This is a genomic window from Clostridium sp. SGI.024 (assembly GCF_050315195.1).
In the GTDB taxonomy this organism is placed as follows: Bacteria; Bacillota; Clostridia; order Clostridiales; family Clostridiaceae; genus Clostridium.
Genome location: NZ_JBNPON010000036.1, coordinates 12,551 through 36,705, shown reverse-complemented (window position 1 = coordinate 36,705; position 24,155 = coordinate 12,551). Strand labels below are relative to the sequence as shown.

The window sequence follows — 24,155 nt, the reverse complement described above, 5'->3', positions numbered from 1 at the left end:
AGTAATTATAAAGAGGTTAAAATATGAATATTATAGATAAAGTTATTTCATTATTTAGAGGTGAAGGAGGATATATTGAAAATTCAACTGAATTTGTAAATTCTAGTGGATTTTCAAGTAATACTAAGTATTTTATTTGGGTGGATTTAAAAAATTTTAAGGTTAATATTTTTACTGGTTCAAATAATAATTGGAGGATGGTGCATAGCTATCTTTGTACAATAGGGAAAAAGTCTACTCCTACCCCTAAGGGGACTTTTTCAGTGGGAATTAAGGGACTATATTTTGGTGTAGAAAAGGGATATAAGTGTTGGTATTATACACAATTTAAGGGGAATTATTTATTCCATTCTATAATATATAATTTAGATGGAAGTGTAAGAGATGGAAGGCTGGGAATGGCATTATCAGATGGATGTGTAAGATTAGAAAAGATAAATGCAAAGTGGATTTATGATAATGTACCAGAAGGGACAAAAGTATATATTAGTTAAACTCTTATAATAATACAATTTCTATTAAATGTTTACAAATTCCATTGACACTAATATATTGTCATGATAATCTGAATATGTAGAAAAAAGTAGATTTTTAAAATATTTTATATGAAATTGGAGATAAAAGATGATCAGAATTTTATCAGACTCTTCAACACTTTATTCAGTTAAAGAAGGACAAGCAAATAGTGTAGATATTGCACCATTAGTTGTTACTATCAATGATAAAGCTTATATGGAGAATGAAGAAATTAATTCAAAAGAATTTCTGGAATTAATTAATGAAGGACATATTCCTAAATCTTCACAACCTCCTATTGGATATGTTTTAGATTTATATAACAAGTATCCAGAAGATGAGATAATAAATATTTCAATGGCGGATGGATTATCTGGAACATATAATTCAGCATGTATGGCTAAAAATATGGCAATTAATCCAGAGAGAATAGATGTAATTAATTCTAAAACTTTATGTGGTCCTCAAAGATACCTAGTAGACTTAGCTGTTAGACTTGTAGAGAAGGGATATAATAAGGAAAGCATAATAAATGAAATTAATAAAACTATAGAAACGTCTAAATCATTTTTAATACCTCATGATTTTGACTTCTTAGTAAGAGGTGGAAGAATATCTTCAATAGTAGGTAAAATAGGAAGTGTAGTAAAATTAGTTCCTATTATGGCTCTTGCAGAAGATTCTAAATCTCTAGTTAAATTTTCTACTAAACGTTCTTTCAAAAAGGCAGTAAAAAAGATAATGGAATATTTAGTTGAAAATAATATAGATTCCGATTATAAATTTTATATATCACATGCAGATAATTTAGAACTAGCAATAGAAGGAAAAGGCATAGTTTCTGAATTTATAAAAGATGCTGACATAGAAATAAAAGAATTAGAACCTGCTTTTATTACTCAAGGTGGTCCAAGCTGTATTTCAATACAAATAATAAAAAAACATGAAGAGTTAAAATAAATATTAGTAAAAAAAGAACAGTGTTTAAAGTAACTACTGTGTTTTTTTATAGAAAAGTAGTTTGTTATAAATAAATATAGAAAATAGAACTTTTGTACAATGTAAAATTAAATAAAAAAATTACACTTTACATTGTACTAAATTTTATTCTTCATTATCTTCTGTGTTTAATTCACGATTCATTAAAATCTCATAAAAAGCCTCTAGTCGTAATAAGTTTGAAAATACACTTAGAATATAAGAAAATTCAAGCTTTGTGTATGCTGGAATATAGTTCTTTTCATCTAAATATTCATTTCTTAGCTTTCTAGAATATACTCTTCTTATAGAGACCACCCATAGAATTGAATAACCTATTACTATTATAATCTGACCAAATAAAGTAACTTCAGCAGAATTTATATCTACTTCATTATTAGTAATAATGTCATAAATATCTATCTTGGCACCATAGCAGATTATTAAGTATCCAAGCGCATTTAAAGAAGTACCTAAAATTTCTAACCTTTGAGTTTCAAAATCTAATTTTCTTATATATTCTTCCATGTATTCTTTAAATTCTTCGTTGTCCAATATACAATATAACTCCTTCTAATGCTTCAAAATATTATATGAAAAAAATTATATTGTTGTTATATTTAAGATTCAAATAGATATTGTAAAATGTTAAAATATATATTAAAAATACAAATAGTTATCAATGAGGATCAATTAAGATTCTCTTTTATTATATAGAAATTTTCATATAATTAATTCATATTAATGTAATAAATTAAATTATACAAAGGGAGAGATTTTTATGAAGAAACCAATTATAGCTGTTACTGCATTATTTGATGATGAAAAAGATAGTATTTGGATGCTACCATCATATTTAGATGCTATAACAGAAGCAGGTGGGATACCAGTGATTTTACCATTAATAGATAATGAAGAGGATATAAAAAATTTAGTAAGTATTTATGATGGATTTTTATTAACTGGTGGGCAAGATATAAATCCTAAAATTTATAATGAAGAAAAAGCTAAGCAGTGTGGATATATAAATCACGAAAGAGATACAATGGAAGAAATTTTACTTTCTGAAATTCTAAAAGTAGATAAGTCTATTTTAGCTATTTGTAGAGGCTTTCAGCTATTAAATTCACATTTAGGAGGGAAACTTTATCAAGATATAAGTATTGAAAAGAATAATGGAAAGGATAGTATTCATAGACAAGATAAGCCATATAATAAACCAATTCATAAAGTTAAGATAAAAGAGGAGTCTTTATTATTTGAAATTATAAAGGCAAGTGAGATAATGGTTAATAGTATGCATCATCAAGCTGTAAAAAAATTATCACCAATTGTTGAAGAAGCAGCTATAAGTGAGGATGGACTTATAGAGGGAATTTATTTAAAAAACAAAAGATTCGTATTAGGAGTTCAATGGCATCCTGAACTATTATATAAGGATTTTGAAAATCAATTTTCAATTTTTAAAGCTTTTATAGATAGTTGTAAATAAATTTATAGAAAAAAATAAAAAGTATTGGTTGTGTTTAATCAATACTTTTTGCTATTGTTCATCAAATCATCTAATATCATATTGCCACCTAGTCTATAGTCGTAATCTGTAGTATTATTTACTGATTTTATAAAGCTCCAAGTAGCGTTCCAAAGTTTTACTACAAATAAATACTTTTTAAGCTTATTCTTAAGATTTACATTAATATATCCAAAGTAGCTCTTTATTAACTCATCTTTTAATTCATCTTCTAAAAACCATGATATTGTGGCTAAATCAAAAAAAACATCTCCCATGCCTGCAAATTCAAAATCTATGAAATAAATAGAGTCATTAGAATATAAAATATTAGAAGTATTTAAGTCATTATGGCATAGTCCATAATGTATATTTTTAGATAAATCTTTTTCTAATTCTTTTAACTTATTAACTAAAAAATTTATGTCATGATTAAATTCATAATTTAAACTATGTAAAATATTTATATTATTATAAATTTCTTTAAAAGGGTTAAAAGAATTACTACACTGCAATATATGTAGTTTTTTTAATGTAGTAACTAATTTATTAATAAAAATATCTGAATTATAAAAATTTATATTAAATTTTTGGCTTTTAATATATTTACTTAATAAAATTCCACTTTCTTTATCATGAAAAACAATTTCTGGGGAAATATTAAATGGCTTAATAATTTTTAATATTTCACTTTCATAATGAAAATTATTATTATTATTATTATCTTTACTAGGAATTCTTAATACAAATTTTGAATTTGAAAATCTAATAAGATAATTGGAATTGTTTAATCCACCAAGTTTGGATATAGAAATATTATTAGTAACAAGTGTATTCATAAAATCTCCTATAAAAATATTTATTAATTATTATATCAGATAGAGAATGTTAATTTATATGGATTTACTAAAAAGTGAATAAGTTTTTATATTAATGAATTTTACTATTGATAAATAATTTAAATTAATATATATTTGTATTTTACGAATAATTAGAATATGTATTAAAATTATAATTACAAATTAAAACATAAAAATAGGAGAAATATATGAAAAACTATAAATTTGAAGCAGAAATAAAGAAGTTAGACGGAAAGGATGCAACTTATATAGAGGTTCCTATAGATGTTGAAAAAGAATTTGGAGCGAAAAGAGTTAAAATAAAAGCAAAATTCGATGGTGTAGAATATAGAGGTTCAGTAGTAAAAATGGGATTACCATGTTACATGCTTGGAATTACTAAAGAGATAAGAAATAGAATTGGAAAAACATATGGTGATATTGTAAGGGTTGAATTAGAAAAAGATGAAGAAGAGAGAATAATAGAATTACCAAAAGAGTTTAAAGAAAAACTTATTCAGAATAATAATGCATATAAATTTTATGAAAGTCTATTTTACTCTCAACAAAGAAAGTATTTTCAATGGATAACTTCAGCTAAAAAAGAGGAGACAAAAATAAAAAGAATGGAAGAGGCTATAGAGAAATTAGAAAATAATATTAAAATATAACTTATAAATAAAAGATTAATATTAAAATCTATAAATTATATTTTATGGAGTAGAGTAGTATGATTTTAAGAAAAACAAATAAAAAAGATATAAATAGTGTAATGAAGATTATAAATGAGGCTAAGGATAAGCTAAAAAGAAATGGTATTGATCAGTGGCAAAAAGGATACCCAAATGAAGAAGTTATATTAAGAGATATTGAAAAAAATGAAAGTTACGTATTAGTATATGATGAAGAGATTATAGGAACTACAGCACTTTCTTTTAATAGAGAAATAACTTATGACAAGATTTATGAAGGCAAATGGATATCCAATGGTCCTTATGCCGTTATTCATAGAATAGCTATTTCAAAAGTAGAAGGAATAAAAAATATTGGGACTGAGATACTTAAAAAGACAGAGGAAATATGTTTATCTAGAGGCATAAAAAATATAAAAATTGATACTCATGAAGATAATAAAGCTATGCAAGGATTATTAAAAAAGAATAATTTTAATTATTGTGGAATAATTTATTTAGTTGATGGAAGTAAAAGAATAGCTTTTGAAAAGGAATTTTAATGTTTAATATTATGGAATTTTATCTCTATTTATGATAAAATATTGTGAAAATTAGAATGGATATTATAAAAAGATGAAATACTAATATTTAGCGAGTGTTTCATTTTTATTTATGTCTAAAACTTTAAGAAAGGAAGTAAATAGCAGTAATGAAATTAATACTAAAATATATTAAGAATTATAAATTCATACTTGCCTTAAATATTATATCGGTATTTGGTTTTGCTTTAGTAGAACTTGGAATACCAACCATTATGGCAAAGGTAATAGATATTGGAATAATCAATAATGATATTAATTACATAAAAAGAATGGGGATAATAATAGTAATTATTTCAATAATAGGAGTTCTTGGAACCATACTTCTTGGATATTGTTCTTCAAAGATATCAACAGGAATTACTAGAGATATGAGAAATGATATTTTTAAAAAGGCTCAAGAGTTTTCCCATACAGAATATGATAAGTTTGGGGTATCTTCAATGATAACTAGAACTACTAATGATGCCTTTGTAATATTACAATTTACAAATACACTACTAAGAACAGCATTACTTACACCTGTAATGTTTTTTGTTAGTTTAATAATGATACTAAGAACTAGTTCATCATTATCACTAATTTTAGCAGCAGTAATACCAATTATAATAATAGGTGTATTTATAATAGCAAGGACTTCTGAACCTTTATCTGAAACATTACAAAAGAGATTAGATAAGCTAAATAGAATATCAAGAGAAAATTTAACAGGTATAAGGGTAATAAGGGCTTTTGGTAATGATAAACATGAAGATGAAAGGTTTGAAGAAACTAACGAACTTTATGCAGAGGTATCAAAAAAGTTAAACAAGCTTATGGCAATTTCACAGCCAATGTTTTTCTTTTTACTTAATATAGCTATTATAGTTATATTCTGGGTATCAAGTAAAATGATAAATGTTGGATCACTTCAAGTTGGTCAATTAGTTGCATTTATTGAATATCTTTTCCACGCCATGTTTTCCATAATGTTATTCTCTATGGTATTTGTAATGTATCCAAGAGCACAAGTTTCAGCAAATAGAATTACTGAAATTTTAAATGAGGATCCAATAATTAAAAGTCCTCATAATGGAGTTAAAGAAACAGATATTAAAGGAATAATTGAATTTGATAATGTATCCTTTACTTATCCTAATGGAGAAGAAGCTGTACTTAAGAATATTTCTTTTAAAGGTAAAAAAGGTGAAACTATTGCTTTTATAGGAAGTACTGGTAGTGGGAAAAGTACATTAATAAATTTAATACCAAGATTTTATGATGTTACGGAAGGTAGCATAAGAATAGATGGTGTTGATGTAAGGGATTATGATTTAAGTGCATTGCGTAAAAAGATAGGCTTTATTCCTCAAAAGACACTTTTATTTACAGGAAGTATAGCAAGTAATATAAGATTTGGTAAGAAAAATGCAAAAACTGGAGAAGTAGAGTATTCAGCTAAGGTTGCTCAAGCTTATGATTTTATTTCACGTAAGCCAAAAAAATTTGAAGAGGAAATTAGTGAAGGTGGGTCTAATGTATCTGGAGGACAAAAGCAAAGATTATCTATTGCTAGAGCAATTGTTAGAAAACCAGAAATATACATATTTGATGATAGCTTTTCAGCTCTTGATTTTAAAACTGATGCTATATTAAGAAAAAGACTTAAGGCTGAAACAAAGGATTCAATTGTATTAATAGTAGCTCAAAGAATAGGATCAATTATGGATGCAGATAAAATTATAGTTTTAAATGAAGGAGAAGTAGTTGGTATTGGAAAGCATAAGGAACTTTTAAAAACTTGTGATATATACCATGAAATAGCTGCATCACAACTTACAGAGGAGGAGTTAGCATAATGAATAAATTTAAAGTAGTAGTAAAAAAGATTTCTCCTTTTGTTAGTAAATATAAGTGGTCTTTCTTTGGAGCAATATTGTTTATAATTTCAGCAGCAGTATTTACAGCAATTGCACCAAGAACAGAAGGTTTAATAATTACAAGATTAACTAAAGATTTCTCAGAAATTATAAAAGGTGTTACAGGAGCTTCTGTTAATTTTAATTATATTGTAAAAGTTCTAATTATATTGTTTTTTGTATATTTAAGTAGTGCAGGTTCTACTTTTATAGCAAGCTTTTTATTAACAAATGCTATTCAAAATACTATGATGGATATTAGAAAGGCAGTTAAAAGTAAAATAAGTAAACTTCCTATAAGATATTTTGATTCTCATAGTTATGGAGATGTACTAAGTAGGATTACTAATGATGTTGATACAATATCAAATGCATTGCAACAAAGTTTTGTTCAAGTAATAAATGCTATTTTATCAATAGGATTAGCACTTATAATGATGTATTCAATTAATATAAAGTTAGCACTTTTAGCTACTTTAATTATTCCTTTAAGTTTAATAATAACAAAAATAATAGTTAATAAATCACAAAATTTATTTAACAAGCAACAAGAGGCTTTAGGTAAGCTTAATGGAAGAGTACAAGAATTGTATACAGGATTTAATGAGATAAAACTATATGGTAAAGAAAAAGATGCCTTAAAGGACTTTATGGAAGCTAATGAAGAACTACGTTCAATGGGGTTTAGAGCTCAATTTATATCAAGTATTATGTCGCCTTTAGTAAGTCTTGTTAGTTATTTAGGAATAGCTCTTGTAGGTATAACAGGTGCCATAACAGCAATTTCTGGAGGAATTACTGTAGGGAATTTACAAGCTTTTATACGTTATATATGGCAAATAAATCAACCATTATCTCAAGTAACTCAATTATCATCTGCAATACAATCAGCTTTTGCAGCAGTGCATAGAGTTTTTGAATTTTTAGATGAAGAAGAAGAAATAAGAGATTCAGATAATGCTATAAAAATTGAAAATCCTAAGGGAAATGTAAGTTTTGAGCATGTAAGGTTTGGATATAGTGATGATAAGATACTTATAGAAGATTTAAGTGCTGAAGTGAAAAGTGGTCAAATGGTAGCTATTGTTGGACCTACTGGAGCTGGAAAAACAACTCTAATTAATCTTTTAATGAGATTTTACGAGATTAAAGGTGGATCCATTAAGATTGATGGAGTTGATATAAGAGATATGAAACGTGAAGATCTAAGAGAAATGTTTGGTATGGTTCTTCAAGATACTTGGCTATTTAATGGAACTATCTATGATAATATAGAATATGGTAGATTTGGAGCAACTAAAGAAGAAATAATTGAAGCTGCAAAAATTGCAAATGTACATCACTTTATAAAAACTCTACCAGATGGATATAATATGTTCTTAAATGAAGAAGCTTCTAATATATCTCAAGGTGAAAAACAACTTTTAACTATTGCTAGGGCTATTCTTAAAGACCCAGCTATATTAATTCTTGATGAAGCAACAAGCTCTGTAGATACAAGATTAGAATTATTACTTCAAAAAGCAATGAGGAATATTATGAAAAATAGAACAAGTTTTGTAATTGCTCATAGGCTTTCAACTATAAGAAGTGCGGATTTAATTTTAGTAATAAATGATGGAAATATAATAGAGCAAGGAACACATGAAGAGCTAATGAAGCAAGGTGGATTTTATGAAAATCTTTATAATAGCCAATTTGCTGATAAGACAGAAGTAAATTAAATATACTAAAATAGTACCTCACCAATAAGAAGTGCATAGCTTATAATATAGTTATGTCTTTAAGGTGGGGTATTATTGTATAAGAAGAAATATAGAAAAAAAAGGGAAGAGGAGCAGCAGATGTTTTCGGTGGAAGAAGAATAGAAAAAAAGAAAGATTCAAAGACAACATCAAAAAGAGAAAGAGAACCTATTATAGAAGAAGTAGAAGAGGGTGCTACCACTGAAACACCTAATAGACAAGAGCTATTTGAGGAACTAGGGACTATAAATTTAAGCATAGATTTAGTAACTATAATAGTTATTGCAACAATTTTAAATTTGTATTATGTGCATAGTTTAAAAGCACAAATATTAGATGAATTATTTAATACAAATTGTAAAGAAAATTTTATAGATACAACTAAATTTCCCATAATAACCAATACTATGTTTTTAATTACAACAGGAATGTTTTTAATTTTAAACTATACTATATTACAAGAGAATAAGTGTAAACATAAAAATGATTTTAATAATAAAGAAGTAATATCTAGCTATAAATCATTTTTAGCTACATTATTTGCTTTTATTGCAGTAATAATAAGCCGAGATAATTTAGAACTTTAAAAAGAGTCATAAAATGATATTATTTATGACTCTTTTGATTATTAAAATTTTTTTAGTTGTTTTGTAATATAACCACCTTTAAATTGAGTAGGTTCATAAGAAACAATAAAAGCATTTTTTTCAAAAGATTGAATTAAAGAAATAACTTCAGTTTCTCTACTTCTATGAGAAACTATTTCAAGTTTATATCTTTTTTCCTTATTTATGCCTTCACCTTCATAGCTTGTTACACCAAATTTTAATTCTCTTAGCTTATTAACAAGTTCTTCATTATTTCGTATTAAATTAACGTGAATAGATCTATATCCAATTGCTAGTTTCTCTTCAATTCTTCCACCAACATATACTACTATTCCATAACCAAGTATATAAGCACCTATATTTAAAAAGTTCTTTAAGTCAGAAAATACTATACCTAAGCTTACTATGTAAATAATTGCTTCTAAAAAAGCAAATAGTGATGCTTGAAATTTTTTACCTTTAACCACAAAGGTAGTTCTTAAAGTTAGAAGTGGAACATAAACTAATTGTAATAAAAATATAACTAATGCATCTACAAAAAAAATCACTCCTTTTTTACTTATTATAAGTTAATTTATTTAAGTTTTCATATAAGGAAAATTTAACTATACAAAGTAAGGAATAGAATTTTAGGGGATAAGTTATATAATGAAAAATTTTGAATAATTTTTTATAATAATTCTACTTAGATTAATATAAAAAAGTATAGCAATATTAACAGCTATACTCTTCTAAAATAAATATTTCTTTGAATTAAGAGTTAATCCAATCAACAACTCCAGGAGTTAATGAGGCTACATTCTCTTTATCAACCTTAGTTACAAAAAGCAAATCACCAGTTTCTAAGAAAGCTTGTATCTTTTCAGCAATTTCTTTTGCAGAAGAGGTAGTTTTAACTAAATAACTATCAGGCATAAAATTAGCCCATGCTCCAAGAGATTTTATAGTTCCTACTATATCGTAGTCATCTCGATGATGGTGATGATGCTCATGATCATGGTCATGTTCTTCACATCCACATGTATGACTATCTTCATTCAAATAAAAAGTTATAGCATAAGTTTCCATAAATACCTCCTAAAAATATATTTTTATTAATTATAATACATTTTATGAATAAAAGATATTAATTTATCAAAACTCTTCACTTTTACTTCTTACTTTAACTGATGTATTTATTTATAAAGTTTTCTATAGTTGACCAATATAAATCAGGGTCTACTTTTGATGACTTAGCATGTCCAGCCCCGTGTATTGTTAATTTTTCTTTTTCACAATTAGCTGCATTATATAGTTCATCCATCATTCTATAAGGAACAAAATCATCTTTATCTCCATGTATAAATAATATAGGAGTTTTAGATTTCTTAACTTGCTTTAAAGCAGAAGCTTCTTTTAGACCATATCCAGTCTTAAATCTTGCAATTAAGGAAGAAGCATTCATTACAGGAAAGTTAGGTAATGAATATATAGCCTTTAGTTGATGAGAAAATTGTTCCCAAACAGATGTATAACCACAATCAGCTATTATAGCTTTTACATTATTAGGAAGTACTTCACCAGAAACCATAGATACTGTTGCAGCTCCCATAGAAATACCATGAAGGATTATTTTAGAATTTTCATTTCCTTCAATAATTAAATTTATCCATTTTAAAATATCAAGTCTATCATACCAGCCCATTCCAATGTAATTTCCTTCACTTTCGCCATGTCCTCGTAAATCTGGAATTAGTATGTTATATCCCATATCGTAAAACTTTTTAGCATAACTACTCATTTGAAGTCCTTTACCAGTATATCCATGAACTGTAATTACCCAATTATCAGTTGAATTTTCATTTAATATCATATATCCATGAAGTTTTAGTTTATCAAAAGATTCAATATAAACATCAGAATAATTTGAGATATTCAATAACCACTGTATTGTTTCATTTACTACCTCTCCACTAGTTGAACTTGCCTCTTCTGGAGTACCAAAAATAACTTCCTTTGAACTTTTAGGGTTTAATGCTAAATTATAAAAATAATTCCCGATTAGGCTTAATGCACCAGCAGATAGCACTCCCAAAACACCTGTAGATATTAATACAGCTTTTTTCTTATTCATATAGTATCACCTCAAATTAGAATAATATATTATAAATAAAGTTATTATTAAGGATTATTTTAACATTTTTAAATAGATATAACAATCTTGAGAAATAAATTTTAAAAGGGTTGACAATTTTTGATATAATGAATAAGATGTAAATGTAATGGAAAATAAAAAATCGGTAGGTGAGGTTACCACAAGGATACGGGTTGCTGCCGCAAAATAGTGGAGACACTATGAGAAGGTCAGCAGTTTATGTCGAAACCAAGGCATAGACTAATGCAATTTCATTGCCTTGTGATACTGAAGCTTGAACGATAATAAAGTAAATTAATTTACTTTATATTTTGTGCAAACTTTATTATTTATATTATTTTAATATAATATACTTATAAGTTTACTCACCTTACCATATATCTGTGGTAAGGTTTTTTTATTTTTTCTACATCCATTTTATAAAGTTTAATTTTAGGAGGTGAAGAGGAATGGATGAAGCCAGTAGTAAGATTATAGATCCTTTAGGGCAAATTATAAGATTATTTATTAGAGAGGATTCTATTCCTCTTACAAGTTAAAATTAAATATTTATTATAATACTTCTTTTGGATCTATGTCTTACATCTAGATTTATTAAAAAAATAGGAGGTAAGACTATGAAAAAGAGATTATTTAAAAGAGTAATTACAGAGGAAGTAAGAAAGAATGGATTAGCTAATAACTTGATAGTAGCATCAAAACTAAAAGAAAAAGATATTTTAAAGAAGTATGATACAAGCTATCAAGGTTATGAAGAAAGTAAAGTAGAGTTAATGAGGGAAGAGTACGGGAAAAATGAAATTACTCATAAAAAAGGCGATTCTATAATAAAGAGATTAGTAGAAGCCTTTATAAATCCCTTTACAATAATTTTATTAATATTAGCTATAATATCTTTTGTAACAGACATTATAATGGCAGAACCAAGTAAAAAAGATGGAACTTCAGTTATTATAGTTACTTCAATGGTTTTAATTAGTGGAATTTTACGTTTTGTGCAAGAAACAAAATCCAATAAAGCTGCTGAAAAACTAGGGGAAATGGTGGAAACTACAATTAGTGTAGCTAGAAAGATTGAAGGTGTAAAAGAAATTCCAATAAATGAGATAGTAGTTGGAGATATAATTCATCTTGCAGCAGGAGACATGATACCATCTGATGTTAGAATATTAAAGGCTAGAGACTTATTTATAAGCCAATCATCACTTACAGGTGAAAGTGAACCTGTTGAAAAGATATCAGATTCATTATTAACTGATTGTAAGAATCCACTAGATTTAGAAAACTTAGCATTTATGGGGAGCAATGTTATTAGCGGTTCAGCTATAGCAATAGCAATTAATGTTGGTGATGATACAATATTTGGTTCTATAGCAAAGGATTTATCAGGTAAAAAAGAAGATACTAGCTTTGAAAAAGGGGTAAATTCAGTATCCTTGGTATTAATTAGACTTATGTTAGTTATGGTTCCAATAGTACTATTTATGAATGGATTTACTAAGGGAGACTGGATGGAAGCATTTCTATTTGCAGTATCAGTAGCAGTAGGACTAACCCCAGAAATGTTACCTATGATAGTATCAGCTAACCTTGCTAAAGGTGCAGTTTCTATGTCTAAGAAAAAAGTAATAGTTAAAGATTTAAGTGCAATACAAAACTTTGGAGCTATGGATGTTCTTTGCACAGATAAAACTGGAACTATTACTCAAGATAAAGTAGTTTTGGAATATTCATTAAATGTTCATGGAAAAGAAGATAATAGAGTTCTACGTCATGCTTTCCTTAACAGCTATCATCAAACTGGACTTAAAAATTTAATGGATATTGCAATAATTAATCATGCTAATGAAAGTAATATGATAGAACTTTGGAGGGATTATAAGAAAGTAGATGAAATTCCTTTTGATTTTAGTCGCCGTCGTATGAGTGTTGTAGTTGAAAATAAAGAAGGAAAGACTCAACTTATTACAAAAGGTGCAATTGAAGAAATGTTAGAAGTATCTACTCATGTAGAATATTATGGGGAAATAACACCTATTACAGAAGAAGTTAGAAAAGAAATTTTAAGTAGAGTTTCAGACTATAATGGACAAGGCATGAGGATTTTAGGAATATCACAAAAAAATAATCCACCAAGAGTTAATGAACTTTCTATTAATGATGAAAAGGATATGGTGTTAATTGGATTATTAGCATTTCTAGATCCACCAAAGGAAAGTACTTCTAGTGCAATTAATGCATTAAATGATTATGGTGTTAATGTAAAAATTTTAACTGGAGATAATGATAAGGTTACAGCAGCTGTTTGTAAACAAGTTGGAATTAAAGTTAATAATTTATTATTAGGTTCAGATATAGAAGAGATGGATGATGAATTATTAAGAGAAGCTGTTGAAGAAACTAATGTATTTGCTAAGCTTTCACCTAATCAAAAAACAAAAGTTGTTGCAGCCCTTAAAGCAAATGGACATACTGTAGGCTTTATGGGAGATGGAATAAATGATGCAGCAGCAATGAATGAAGCCGATGTTGGAATATCAGTAGATACTGCTGTGGATATTGCAAAAGAATCAGCAAATATAATATTACTAGAAAAAGATTTGATGGTATTAGAATATGGTGTAATAGAAGGAAGAAAAATTTATGGAAATATAATTAAATATATTAAGATGACAGCTAGCTCAAACTTTGGAAATATATTGTCTGTATTAATAGCAAGTATATTCCTACCATTTATACCAATGCTACCAATTCAGTTATTAATGTTAAATTTAATTTATGATTTTTCATGTATTACAATTCCATGGGATAATGTTGATGAAGAATATTTAAAAGAACCACGTACTTGGGATGCAAGTTCTATTAGTAAATTTATGTTTTGGATGGGACCTACTAGTTCATTATTTGATATTATAACATTTATATTAATGTATTTCTTTATTTGTCCATTTGTATTTGGAGGACAATATCATAGCTTAAATGAAATACAACAACTTGGATTTATAGGACTATTCCATGCAGGTTGGTTTGTTGAATCATTATGGTCTCAAACTCTTGTAATTCATATGATTAGAACTGAAGAAACTCCAGTTATTAATAGTAGAGCATCATGGCAACTAACATCATTAACTACATTAGGAATAATAGTAGGAACAGTTATACCTTATACTACTTTTGGAAAAACATTAGAAATGGTAGCAATGCCTTTAGTATATTTTATATGTTTAAGCATAATTATAATTTTATATATGTCTTTAATAGTAGTTTTAAAGAAGAAATTTATTAATAGATATGGTGAATTACTATAAGATTTTAGAAAAGTCCTAGCTTAAATAGTTAGGACTTTTTATATTAATATATATCATAGGTTATTTCGTATTGAATAAAATTCTAATATGTGGTAAAATACTTTTGTAATAAACTTTCAAAAGTATTTTAAAAGGTGTGTATATAAGACATGGGAAAGTATAAATGTATAATTTTTGATTTAGATGGTACAGTACTAGATACTGAAAGAATGAATTTTGTTCCTTTGCAAAGATTGATTAAAGAGGAATTAGGATTAGAAATAGAATATGATAAATTATTAAAATTTAAAGCATATGCTGGTAGAAGAACTCTTGAAGAACTAGGATTTAAAGATATAGAAAAGTCTTATAGTAAATGGGTTAAATATGTAAATGAATTTGAAGAGGGAGCAGTTTTATATGATGGGTTTGAGGAAGTGTTTAAATCTTTAAATGATAATAATATAATTTGTGGAATTGTAAGTTCAAAAACTAGAGATCAGTATGAAATAGATTTTGTAAGCAAAGGTTTAGATAAATATATTCAATGTAAAGTTCTAGAAGAGGATACAGAAAGACATAAGCCTTATCCTGATCCATTATTAAAATTCACTGAAATAGTAGGAGTTGATCCAAAGGATTGCATGTATATAGGAGATACAATATTTGATTTTAAAGCTACTAAGGAAGCTGGAATGGATTTTGGAATAGCACTTTGGGGAGCTGATAGTTTAGATAGAATAAAGGCTGATTATGAATTTCTTAAGCCAATAGATATTTTAAAGGCGATTGGTATCTAATAATGAATAAAATTATAGGAAAACCAACAGAACTTAAAAATGTAAATACTTCACTAATAATAAGTTCAATAAGAAGCAGGGGGAATGCAACAAGAAGTGAAATATCTAAAGATACAGGATTAAGTCACACAACTGTAAGAGCTATTCTTAAGGAATTAATGGATATGGATGAAATAGTATCTTTAGGTCTTGATGAATCCACTGGTGGAAGAAGAGCGAGTAGATATGAAATAAATTTAAATAAAAGATTTTTACTTGTTATGGCTATAGAAAAATATAATGTAAATTATAGAGTTGTAAATACTTTAGGGAACACAATTGAGGAAAATAGCAGAGGAATTACTTCACTAGAGGATGTTAATGTAGTTATAGAATTAATTGAATCATTAGAGGGTATTTATAAAAATATTGAAGGCATTGGAATTAGCGTTCCAGGAGTTGTAACTGATGATGGATTTTTATCTGGAATTAGAATGGAAGATTGGAAGGAAATAAAGATAAAAAAACAAATTGAAGAAAAGTTTAATATTCCTATATTATTAGAAAATGATATAAACTCATCTGCAATAGCTTTTTATAATGATTATGTTGAAAAGAATAATAATAGAAAAATGAGTTTAGTATATATAAGTTTTACTTCATTAGGGGTAGGATCTGGAATAGTAGTAAATGGAGAAGTTATTAAAGGTGATAATGGGTATGCAGGAGAAATTGGATTTATTCCCATGGGAGATTCTTTTTTTAACACAAAGATTTCTAGTGAATTAGATGATCTTGAATATTGTCGTGTAGTTATAGATGCTATTAAAGTAATATCTGCAATAATTAACCCTAGTGTAGTTGTTTTAGGAGGAAGTAACTTTAGATATGATTTAAAGGATACGATAATAGAAAAGTATAATAAGGAATTTAGTATAAAAACTAAGATACTTATTGGGGAAGAAAATAATACTTATACAATTGATGGTATAACACAAAAGTCATTAAGTCTTGTAAATAAAGTATTTAAATTAATTGTTAATTAAATTCTCTTGTTATTATTAGTATTAAGGGCGTTATAGCATTGCTAGCGTAACCAAAGTACTATTTAATATATTTTTAAAGCTATGAAGTATAATTATTATAGTTCATAGCTTTACTACTATAAATATAAAACTTTTATTATAAATAAGAGAAAGTTTAAGGATTATAGTGATATTTATGTAATTTAGAAAGTGAATATTCTGATGATTTAATTATTATTGTATAATATTATAAGAGGAATAAAAGTAAGAAAAAAGGAGTGATAATGTGAATAGTGATTATAAAAAATTAGAAAATGGATTAAAAATACCTTCTATAGGATTTGGAACCTATAAATTAGGTGATGATGAACAAGTTATTAATGCTGTAAATTATGCATTGACGGTAGGATATAGACATATTGATACAGCAGCTTTTTATGGAAATGAAGAAGCTATAGGAAAAGCTCTTAAAGAAAGCAATGTAAAAAGAGAAGATATTTTCTTAGCAACTAAGTTATGGAATGACTGTCATGGATATGAAAAGGCAATGAAAGCTTTTAATGATTCTATTAAAAAGTTAGGTGTAGAATATCTAGATTTATATTATATTCATTGGCCAACTGAATTGAATTCTGAGACTTGGAGAGCTTTAGAAGATCTTTATTATGAAGGTAAAGTTAAGGCTATAGGAGTATGTAACTTTAAAATAGGGCATTTAGAAGACCTAAAGAAAACTGCTAGAATAATGCCAATGATAAATCAAATTGAAATACATCCAGGATGTACTCAAAAAGAAATGGTGAAATATTGCCAAGGAAATAATATTCAATTAGTAGCTTGGGGACCTATAATGAGAGGAAGAGTTTTAACAGAACCTTTAATGATAGATTTATCAAAGAAATATAATAAGACAATTCCTCAAATTACATTAAGATGGCATATACAAAATGATATCATTCCAATACCAAAATCATCCAATGAAGATAGGATTAAAGAAAACTTTAATATATTTGACTTTGAAATATCGATAGAGGATATGTTAAAAATAGATACTTTAGATAGAAATGAAAATGTATCAGGAGTACCAGATAATACAAGTTATTTAAAGTACTAATAAATTCCTTCCTTCAGTTTTGAAGGGGATAAATATCATATAAAGGCGACTTAGAGTTTACGAGGCCGCAATGAATATGATATTTATCCCCTTTTTTATAATGTTTTATATGAAGTATTATAATGTTATAATTTAGTAAAAGAGTATAGAGAGGTATTATAATGAAAAAAATCTTATTAATTGAGGATGATATTGATTTATCTAATCGACTTTCTTTATCTTTAAATAAATGGGGATTTAGTGTTGAGTTAATAGATGATTTCAGTAATATAGTAAAAGAATTTACTGAAAAGAAACCAAGTTTAATAATTATGGATGTTAATTTACCATATTATGATGGGTTTTATTGGTGCGAAAAAATTAGAGAAATATCTAAAGTTCCAATAATATTTTTATCTTCTAGAGATTCTAATATGGATTTAATTATGGGAATAAATAATGGTGGGGATGATTATATAACCAAGCCTTTTTCAATAGAAATTTTAATAACTAAGATAAATGCAATACTAAGAAGAAGCTATGACTATACTTTTTCAGATTCTGTTATTTATTATAACGATACTATATTAGATATGGAGAAATGTACATTTAAGTATGAAGATAATGTTATTGATTTAACTAAAAATGAAATGAAAATATTATCTATACTTATAAAAAATAAAGGGAAAGTAGTATCAAGAGATAAAATTATGATGAGCTTATGGAATGATGATGAATTTGTAAGTGATAACACATTAACTGTAAATGTAACTAGGTTAAGAACAAGACTAAAAGATGAATTAGGATTAAGTAATTTTATTAAGACCAAGAAAGGAATAGGGTATATGGTTCAATGAATTTAATAAGATTTATAAAAGAAAAGAGTATAAATATTATATTTTCAATTACTTTATTATTAGTAATAAACATATATTTACTTACAATAAATTCATTTAATGGTAGAACTAGTGATTTAATTTACCTGGATTTTATTTTAATTACTATATATTTAGGCTGGATATGCATTGCTTTTTTTTATTGGAAGAAGAAATATTATGCTATATATAAATCTATTTTAAATAAGAATGATATTTCAATAGATGATGTTAAAGGACGTTATTTAGAAGAAGAAATAATTTTTAAGATTATAGAAAATAAGGATAATAAGTATGATTTTAAAGTGAAAGAATATGAAGAAAAATTAAGAGATATGGAAGAATATATTTCTAAATGGGTTCATGAAATAAAATTACCAATAACAGCACTTAATATAATTTCAGAAGAAATAGAGGATTATGCTTTAGCAAGTAGTATAAAAAATGAAACTGAAAAAATTAACTTTTTAGTTAATTCAATTATTTATGGAAGTAGGGCTACAGTTGCATCAGAAGATATATTTATTAAGGAAGAAAACTTAGGCGATATAGTTAAAAAATCCATAAGAAACAATTCATTTTTCTTAATAAAAAATAAGATTGAAGTAGTTACAAGTAATTTAAACTATAACATTTATAGTGATGGGAAATGGATTATTTATGTTATAGATCAATTAATTAATAATGCTATAAAATATTCAAAGAAAAATGGTAAGATGGAATTTTATGCAGAAGATAATAAAGATTACATAAAGTTATGTATTAAGGATAATGGTATAGGAATAGCAAAAGAAGATATAGATAGGATATTTAATAAAGGGTTTACAGGAAGTAATGGTAGAAATAAAGTATATAAATCTACTGGGATGGGCCTTTACTTCACTAAAAAGGTTTTAAATAAATTGGAACATGAAATTAATGTTGAATCAATAAAGGGTGAGTATACTTTGTTTAATATATACTTTTATAAAATATCTGATTACTTAAATGTTATTAAAATGTAACATTAGAATAAAAAAGGTAAGGTTAAGTGAAGGAATCCAAATTAAAAAACTATTAAAATATATTTAAGGTTATAGTTAATTTGGGAGGAATGAATTATGAAGGAAATTTTAAGATTAAAGGATGTATCTAAGGAATATGGACTTAGGGGATTTAGAACAAGGGTTTTAAATAATATAAATCTTGCTGTAAATGAAGGTGATTTTATTTCTATAATGGGACCATCAGGAGCAGGGAAAACTACTTTGCTTAATTTAATTTCAACTTTAGACAAACCAACAAAGGGTGAAATAATCTTTGATGGAAAGGATATAACAAAGATTAAAAATAAAGAATTATCCAATTTAAGAAGAGATAAAATAGGGTTTATATTTCAAGATTATAACTTATTAGATAATATGAATTTAATGGATAATATAGCATTACCATTAGCTTTAGGTAAAAAGAGAACAAAAGCAAAGAGGGGCAGCAGCTAGAGCTTTAATAACTGATCCAAAAGTAATCTTTGCAGATGAACCTACTGGAGCCTTAGATTCAAGATCATCATCAGATTTATTGGAATCATTAAGTAGAGCAAATAAAGAAGAAAAGGCTACTATTGTTATGGTTACTCATGATGCTATTACTGCAAGTTATTCTAATAAAGTATACATATTAAGTGATGGAGAAATAAAGTGTCAATTAAATAAAGGAGAAAGTAGAAAAGAGTTTTATGGTAAGATAATCGATATGTTAGCATCCTTAGGAGGTGCTAAATAATGAGCATATTTAGTATAGCTTATAATAATTTTAAGAATAATATAAAGATATATACTATGTTTTTTATATCAATGATTTTTTCAGTAGTTGTTTTAAGTAATTTCCGAATTATGCTAGATGGAGATGCAATGAAGGTCCTTGGTGAAATGAATGAAAGATATAGTAAGCTTATTTTACAACTTATAACTATTATTTTAGTTATTTTTATGTTTTTCTTTATTTGGTATGCATCTAATATCTTCTTAAAAAATAGAAAAAAAGAAATTGGTATTTATGCATTTATGGGTCTTGATTCCGTTGTAATAGGAAAGATATATTTTATTGAAATGATGTTAATTGGAATAAGTGCATTAATAATTGGAACAACTATTGGAGTTGTTTTATCAAAGTTTTTCCAAATAATAGTCTTTGAAATTGCAGATTTTAATATAGATGTAACCTTTACTGTAAAGCTAAATTCAATAATTTATACTATAGTAATTTTTATGGCTATATTTCTATTTATGAGTATAAAAGGTTTTATAAGTATAGTTAGAAGTAAAATTGTAGATCTTTTAAATGCAAGTAAAAAACAAGAAAAGATGCCTAAGGTTAATATTCTTATATATATAATTGCTATAATTTCATTGATTTTAATAGGCTATGGATATTATTTAATAAGTAAACAAGCTTTGAATGCTCTTAAAACTTTAATAATAGTATGTATAGGAACCTATGGACTATTTGGAGCTGTTTTTCCAATAGTATTTAATTTCTTAATTAATAAAAAATCTATATTATATAATGGAGAAAATATTATTACTATAAATACTTTAGCTTATAGATTTAGAAAAAATTATACAGTTTATGCTACTATAGCTATATTAACAGCAACAACAACTACAGTTCTTGGAACGGCTTTTTCAATGAAGATAAGATATGAAAATATTCAAAGAAATATTGAGGTATATTCCTTAGCAATTTCATCTACAGATGATTTTAATACAGAAAAAATAGCAGAGGACTTAAAAAATGTAGGGAAAGAAAAATATTCTTTAGAAACTAAAGTTTTAAAGGTTAGTAATACATTAAAAGATGTAGAAGACTACAAAAAGGATGAGTATATAGTAATACCATATGAAAACTTATCTAATATACTAAAAACTAATGATGATGAAAAAGAATTAGATAAGTTTAATGAGGAAATGGTAAAGGATAATAATGTTATATATATTGAAAGGCCAGGTACTCTTATGAGCTTTTTAACTAATAAAAAAGATATTAAATTAAATGATATTAATTTTAATATAAGTAAAAGTACTAGAATCAGAGTGTTTGGAGAAGCATTAAATTATGCTACAATAATTGTAAATAATGATGAATATGAAAAGCTTAAAGAAACAGCAACTGAAATAAAGTTTTATGGAATTAAAATAGAAAATGAAGAAGATATAATTAATGTAATAGATAAAGTAGGAGAAAATATTAATTTAGAAACTACAAAGGGATACTATGGACAATATGAATTAAAAAAAGTAGAATGGGTAAAGTTTATTTATGCAATTGGAGGATTCTTATTCTTAGTAATGGCATTAGCAGAAGCTAGTATTATTTACATAAAAGTTTATAGTGATGCAAATGAAGATAAGCAAAAATATCAAACACTTTTAAAAATAGGAGCATCTAAGAAGGATATAAGTAAATCTATAATAAGAGAAGTAGAATTATTTTATTTTATTCCATTAGCAGTTGGCTCTATGCATAGTTATTTTGCCATTAATGCTTTAGGTGATTTTTTAAGTGAAAATCTAAATAATGTATATTTGTTAAGTATAGCAATTTGTATAGTTATATTTATAGCTAATTGTATTATTTCAATAATGGGATTCAAAAAGATAATAGGAATAAAGAAGAGTTAATAATAAAAAATTTACCATTGTTTTAAGCAATGGTGAATTTTTTTGCTTTTAAAAAGCATATTATATATGAATAAAAATATTTTATATAACGGATAATAGATTTATATATAGAAAGGAGAGAGTAATATGGATAATTCAATGTTTTGTTATCAATGTGAGCAAACTGTAGGGGGAAAGGGGTGTACTAAGCTGGGTGTCTGTGGAAAAACACCAGAAGTAGCAAATCTTCAAGACTTATTAATTTATCAGTTAAAGGGGATATCATGCTATGCTAAACCATTAATTGATAAGGGAGAACTTATAGATAAAACAATAGTTGAATTTGTAGAAAATGGACTTTTTACAACATTAACAAATGTTAACTTTGATGTAGAAGTACATATACAAATGCTTAAAGATTCTCAAAAAATAAAAGAGTCATTACGTAGAAAAGCACCAAAAGGAGATTACCCTGATGCTGCCACATATAACTTAAGTGATACTAAGCAGGAAATGTTAAAAGATGCAGTTAAAGCAGGAATAATGTATGATCAAGAATTAGATGCAGATATAAGATCATTAAGATCAACTATTCTTTATGGATTAAAAGGAATATCTGCTTATGGACACCAAGCAAGATTTATAGATTTTTATAGTGATCAAGTTGATCAATTTTATTTTAGGGCATTAGAAATTATAACAAATGATAATGTTGAAGTAGAAGAATTAATACGTTGGGTTATGAGGACAGGAGAAATAGCTATAGAAGTTATGAGAGTATTAGATGATGCTAATACAACTAGATATAAGAATCCTACACCTCATAAGGTAAATGTTAGGACTAAGAAAGGCCCATTTATAATTGTTTCTGGTCATGATTTAAGAGATCTAGAAATGTTATTAGAGCAAAGTAAGGGCAAAGGAATAAATATATATACTCATGGAGAAATGTTACCATCTCATGGATATGATGGACTTAAAAAATATAAGCATTTAGTTGGAAATTTCGGTTCTGCATGGCAAAATCAACAAAAGGAATTTGATAATATACCAGGATGTATACTTATGACAACTAATTGCTTAATGAAGCCAAGAGAAAGCTATAAAGATAGAATTTATAGTACTGGAGTAGTTGGTTGGGATGGAATAGTACACATAGGAAGAGATGAAAATGGATATAAGGATTTTTCTGAAATAATTAATAAGGCTTTAGAGTTAGGTGGATTTGAAGAAGATGAAGAAGAACATGAAATATTAGTTGGTTTTGCTCATAAGGCAACTTTAAGTCATGCAGATAAGATAGTTGATTCAGTTAAAGAAGGTAAGCTAAGACACTTCTTTGTAATTGGAGGATGCGACGGAGCAAGACCAGGAAGAAATTATTATACAAAATTTGCTGAACAAGTGCCAGAGGATTGTATTATATTAACCCTTGCTTGTGGAAAATATAGATTTAACAAGCTAGAATTTGGAGAAGTAAATGGATTACCTAGGCTTTTAGATGTAGGTCAATGTAATGATGTTTATTCTGCTGTGAAAATTGCAACATCTTTGGCAGATGCTTTTGGAACAGATGTAAATGCATTACCATTATCAATAATTTTATCATGGTATGAGCAAAAAGCTGTTGCAGACTTATTAGCTTTATTATCTCTTGGAATAAAAGGTATGTTCCTAGGACCATCATTACCAGCTTTTATATCACCAAATGTCTTGCAATATTTAATAGATACATTTGATCTTAGACCTATTAGTAACCCAGAAGATGATTTAAAAACATGTCTTCAACAATTAGTTTAATATAAGTTTTCTAAGGAGATGTAGTGACTTTATATCTCCTTATATTTTTATTCATATAAAAATATAAAGTTTTAGAAAGGTAATTATATAATGCGCTTAGTACTTCAATAATTAAAAATAGAGTAATTTACATATGCTCTTTACTTGAACTGTAAAA

At 26.5% G+C, this 24,155-nt stretch carries 21 protein-coding genes, 1 pseudogene and 1 riboswitch; of the genes and pseudogenes, 17 read left to right on the top strand and 5 right to left on the bottom strand.

What is annotated here, in order from left to right; genetic code table 11:
• Window positions 1–23: 23 nt before the first annotated feature.
• Window positions 24–494, top strand: a complete 471-nt coding sequence (locus tag ACQRD5_RS10885) for a L,D-transpeptidase (RefSeq protein WP_291628035.1) — start codon at window positions 24–26, stop codon at window positions 492–494.
• A gap of 130 nt (window positions 495–624) precedes the next feature.
• On the top strand, window positions 625–1,476 hold the full coding sequence (locus ACQRD5_RS10880) for a DegV family protein (RefSeq protein WP_291628034.1): 852 nt from the start codon (window positions 625–627) through the stop codon (window positions 1,474–1,476).
• 144 nt (window positions 1,477–1,620) lie between these two features.
• Here ACQRD5_RS10880 and ACQRD5_RS10875 read toward each other — a convergent pair whose 3' ends face one another.
• The gene (locus tag ACQRD5_RS10875) at window positions 1,621–2,049 is read right to left on the bottom strand and encodes a hypothetical protein (RefSeq protein ID WP_291628033.1); all 429 of its coding nucleotides are present in this window, start codon (window positions 2,047–2,049) and stop codon (window positions 1,621–1,623) included.
• A gap of 226 nt (window positions 2,050–2,275) precedes the next feature.
• Between ACQRD5_RS10875 and ACQRD5_RS10870 the strand changes: the two genes are divergently transcribed.
• Window positions 2,276–2,986, top strand: coding sequence for a gamma-glutamyl-gamma-aminobutyrate hydrolase family protein (locus tag ACQRD5_RS10870; RefSeq protein WP_291628032.1), 711 nt, complete (start codon window positions 2,276–2,278; stop codon window positions 2,984–2,986).
• 38 nt (window positions 2,987–3,024) lie between these two features.
• Here the strand turns inward: ACQRD5_RS10870 and ACQRD5_RS10865 are convergent, their stop codons facing one another.
• Complete coding sequence (locus ACQRD5_RS10865) at window positions 3,025–3,843, bottom strand: choline/ethanolamine kinase family protein (RefSeq protein WP_291628031.1); 819 nt, start codon at window positions 3,841–3,843, stop codon at window positions 3,025–3,027.
• A 209-nt stretch (window positions 3,844–4,052) separates the two neighbouring features.
• On the opposite strand from ACQRD5_RS10865, the gene ACQRD5_RS10860 reads away from it, so the two are divergent.
• From ACQRD5_RS10860 to ACQRD5_RS10840, 5 genes are all read left to right on the top strand, one after another.
• Window positions 4,053–4,514 (top strand): YdeI/OmpD-associated family protein, encoded by a 462-nt coding sequence (locus ACQRD5_RS10860; protein WP_291628030.1) that lies wholly within the window; start codon window positions 4,053–4,055, stop codon window positions 4,512–4,514.
• A gap of 59 nt (window positions 4,515–4,573) precedes the next feature.
• Window positions 4,574–5,077: a GNAT family N-acetyltransferase gene (locus tag ACQRD5_RS10855; RefSeq protein ID WP_291628029.1), complete on the top strand. Its 504-nt coding sequence runs from the start codon at window positions 4,574–4,576 to the stop codon at window positions 5,075–5,077.
• A gap of 149 nt (window positions 5,078–5,226) precedes the next feature.
• Complete coding sequence (locus ACQRD5_RS10850; RefSeq protein WP_320627434.1) at window positions 5,227–6,954, top strand: ABC transporter ATP-binding protein; 1,728 nt, start codon at window positions 5,227–5,229, stop codon at window positions 6,952–6,954.
• Window positions 6,954–8,738, top strand: coding sequence for an ABC transporter ATP-binding protein (locus ACQRD5_RS10845; protein ID WP_291628027.1), 1,785 nt, complete (start codon window positions 6,954–6,956; stop codon window positions 8,736–8,738). Before ACQRD5_RS10850 ends, ACQRD5_RS10845 begins: the two co-directional genes overlap by 1 nt.
• A 329-nt stretch (window positions 8,739–9,067) precedes the next feature.
• Window positions 9,068–9,346, top strand: a complete 279-nt coding sequence (locus ACQRD5_RS10840; protein WP_291628026.1) for a hypothetical protein — start codon at window positions 9,068–9,070, stop codon at window positions 9,344–9,346.
• A gap of 41 nt (window positions 9,347–9,387) precedes the next feature.
• Here the strand turns inward: ACQRD5_RS10840 and ACQRD5_RS10835 are convergent, their stop codons facing one another.
• From ACQRD5_RS10835 to ACQRD5_RS10825, 3 genes are all read right to left on the bottom strand, one after another.
• The gene (locus tag ACQRD5_RS10835) at window positions 9,388–9,915 is read right to left on the bottom strand and encodes a DUF2179 domain-containing protein (protein WP_320901014.1); all 528 of its coding nucleotides are present in this window, start codon (window positions 9,913–9,915) and stop codon (window positions 9,388–9,390) included.
• A 205-nt stretch (window positions 9,916–10,120) separates the two neighbouring features.
• On the bottom strand, window positions 10,121–10,435 hold the full coding sequence (locus tag ACQRD5_RS10830) for a hypothetical protein (RefSeq protein ID WP_291628025.1): 315 nt from the start codon (window positions 10,433–10,435) through the stop codon (window positions 10,121–10,123).
• Between the two features lie 94 nt (window positions 10,436–10,529).
• The gene (locus ACQRD5_RS10825; protein ID WP_291628024.1) at window positions 10,530–11,480 is read right to left on the bottom strand and encodes an alpha/beta hydrolase; all 951 of its coding nucleotides are present in this window, start codon (window positions 11,478–11,480) and stop codon (window positions 10,530–10,532) included.
• 155 nt (window positions 11,481–11,635) lie between these two features.
• A riboswitch (M-box (ykoK) riboswitch) is annotated at window positions 11,636–11,791 on the top strand.
• A 327-nt stretch (window positions 11,792–12,118) separates the two neighbouring features.
• Between ACQRD5_RS10825 and mgtA the strand changes: the two genes are divergently transcribed.
• The 9 genes and pseudogenes from mgtA to hcp all read left to right on the top strand — a co-directional run bounded on the left by mgtA (window position 12,119) and on the right by hcp (window position 23,998).
• On the top strand, window positions 12,119–14,809 hold the full coding sequence (gene mgtA, locus ACQRD5_RS10820) for a magnesium-translocating P-type ATPase (RefSeq protein WP_291628023.1): 2,691 nt from the start codon (window positions 12,119–12,121) through the stop codon (window positions 14,807–14,809).
• A gap of 149 nt (window positions 14,810–14,958) precedes the next feature.
• On the top strand, window positions 14,959–15,588 hold the full coding sequence (locus tag ACQRD5_RS10815; RefSeq protein ID WP_291628022.1) for an HAD family hydrolase: 630 nt from the start codon (window positions 14,959–14,961) through the stop codon (window positions 15,586–15,588).
• A gap of 2 nt (window positions 15,589–15,590) precedes the next feature.
• A complete protein-coding gene (locus tag ACQRD5_RS10810; RefSeq protein WP_320902299.1) occupies window positions 15,591–16,613 on the top strand; it encodes an ROK family transcriptional regulator in 1,023 nt (340 codons plus the stop codon).
• A gap of 265 nt (window positions 16,614–16,878) precedes the next feature.
• Window positions 16,879–17,706 carry an aldo/keto reductase gene (locus ACQRD5_RS10805; protein WP_294188091.1) on the top strand — a complete coding sequence of 276 codons (828 nt, stop codon included), beginning with the start codon at window positions 16,879–16,881 and terminating at the stop codon, window positions 17,704–17,706.
• 161 nt (window positions 17,707–17,867) lie between these two features.
• Window positions 17,868–18,542: a response regulator transcription factor gene (locus tag ACQRD5_RS10800; protein ID WP_294170901.1), complete on the top strand. Its 675-nt coding sequence runs from the start codon at window positions 17,868–17,870 to the stop codon at window positions 18,540–18,542.
• Window positions 18,539–19,564: a sensor histidine kinase gene (locus tag ACQRD5_RS10795; RefSeq protein ID WP_320627429.1), complete on the top strand. Its 1,026-nt coding sequence runs from the start codon at window positions 18,539–18,541 to the stop codon at window positions 19,562–19,564. Before ACQRD5_RS10800 ends, ACQRD5_RS10795 begins: the two co-directional genes overlap by 4 nt.
• A gap of 96 nt (window positions 19,565–19,660) precedes the next feature.
• Window positions 19,661–20,321: pseudogene (locus ACQRD5_RS10790) on the top strand (ABC transporter ATP-binding protein).
• Complete coding sequence (locus ACQRD5_RS10785; RefSeq protein WP_427746791.1) at window positions 20,321–22,219, top strand: FtsX-like permease family protein; 1,899 nt, start codon at window positions 20,321–20,323, stop codon at window positions 22,217–22,219. Before ACQRD5_RS10790 ends, ACQRD5_RS10785 begins: the two are co-directional and overlap by 1 nt.
• Before the next feature lie 126 nt (window positions 22,220–22,345).
• Entirely contained in the window at window positions 22,346–23,998 is a 1,653-nt protein-coding gene (gene hcp / locus ACQRD5_RS10780) for a hydroxylamine reductase (RefSeq protein WP_294170908.1), read from the top strand.
• Window positions 23,999–24,155 lie beyond the last annotated feature (157 nt).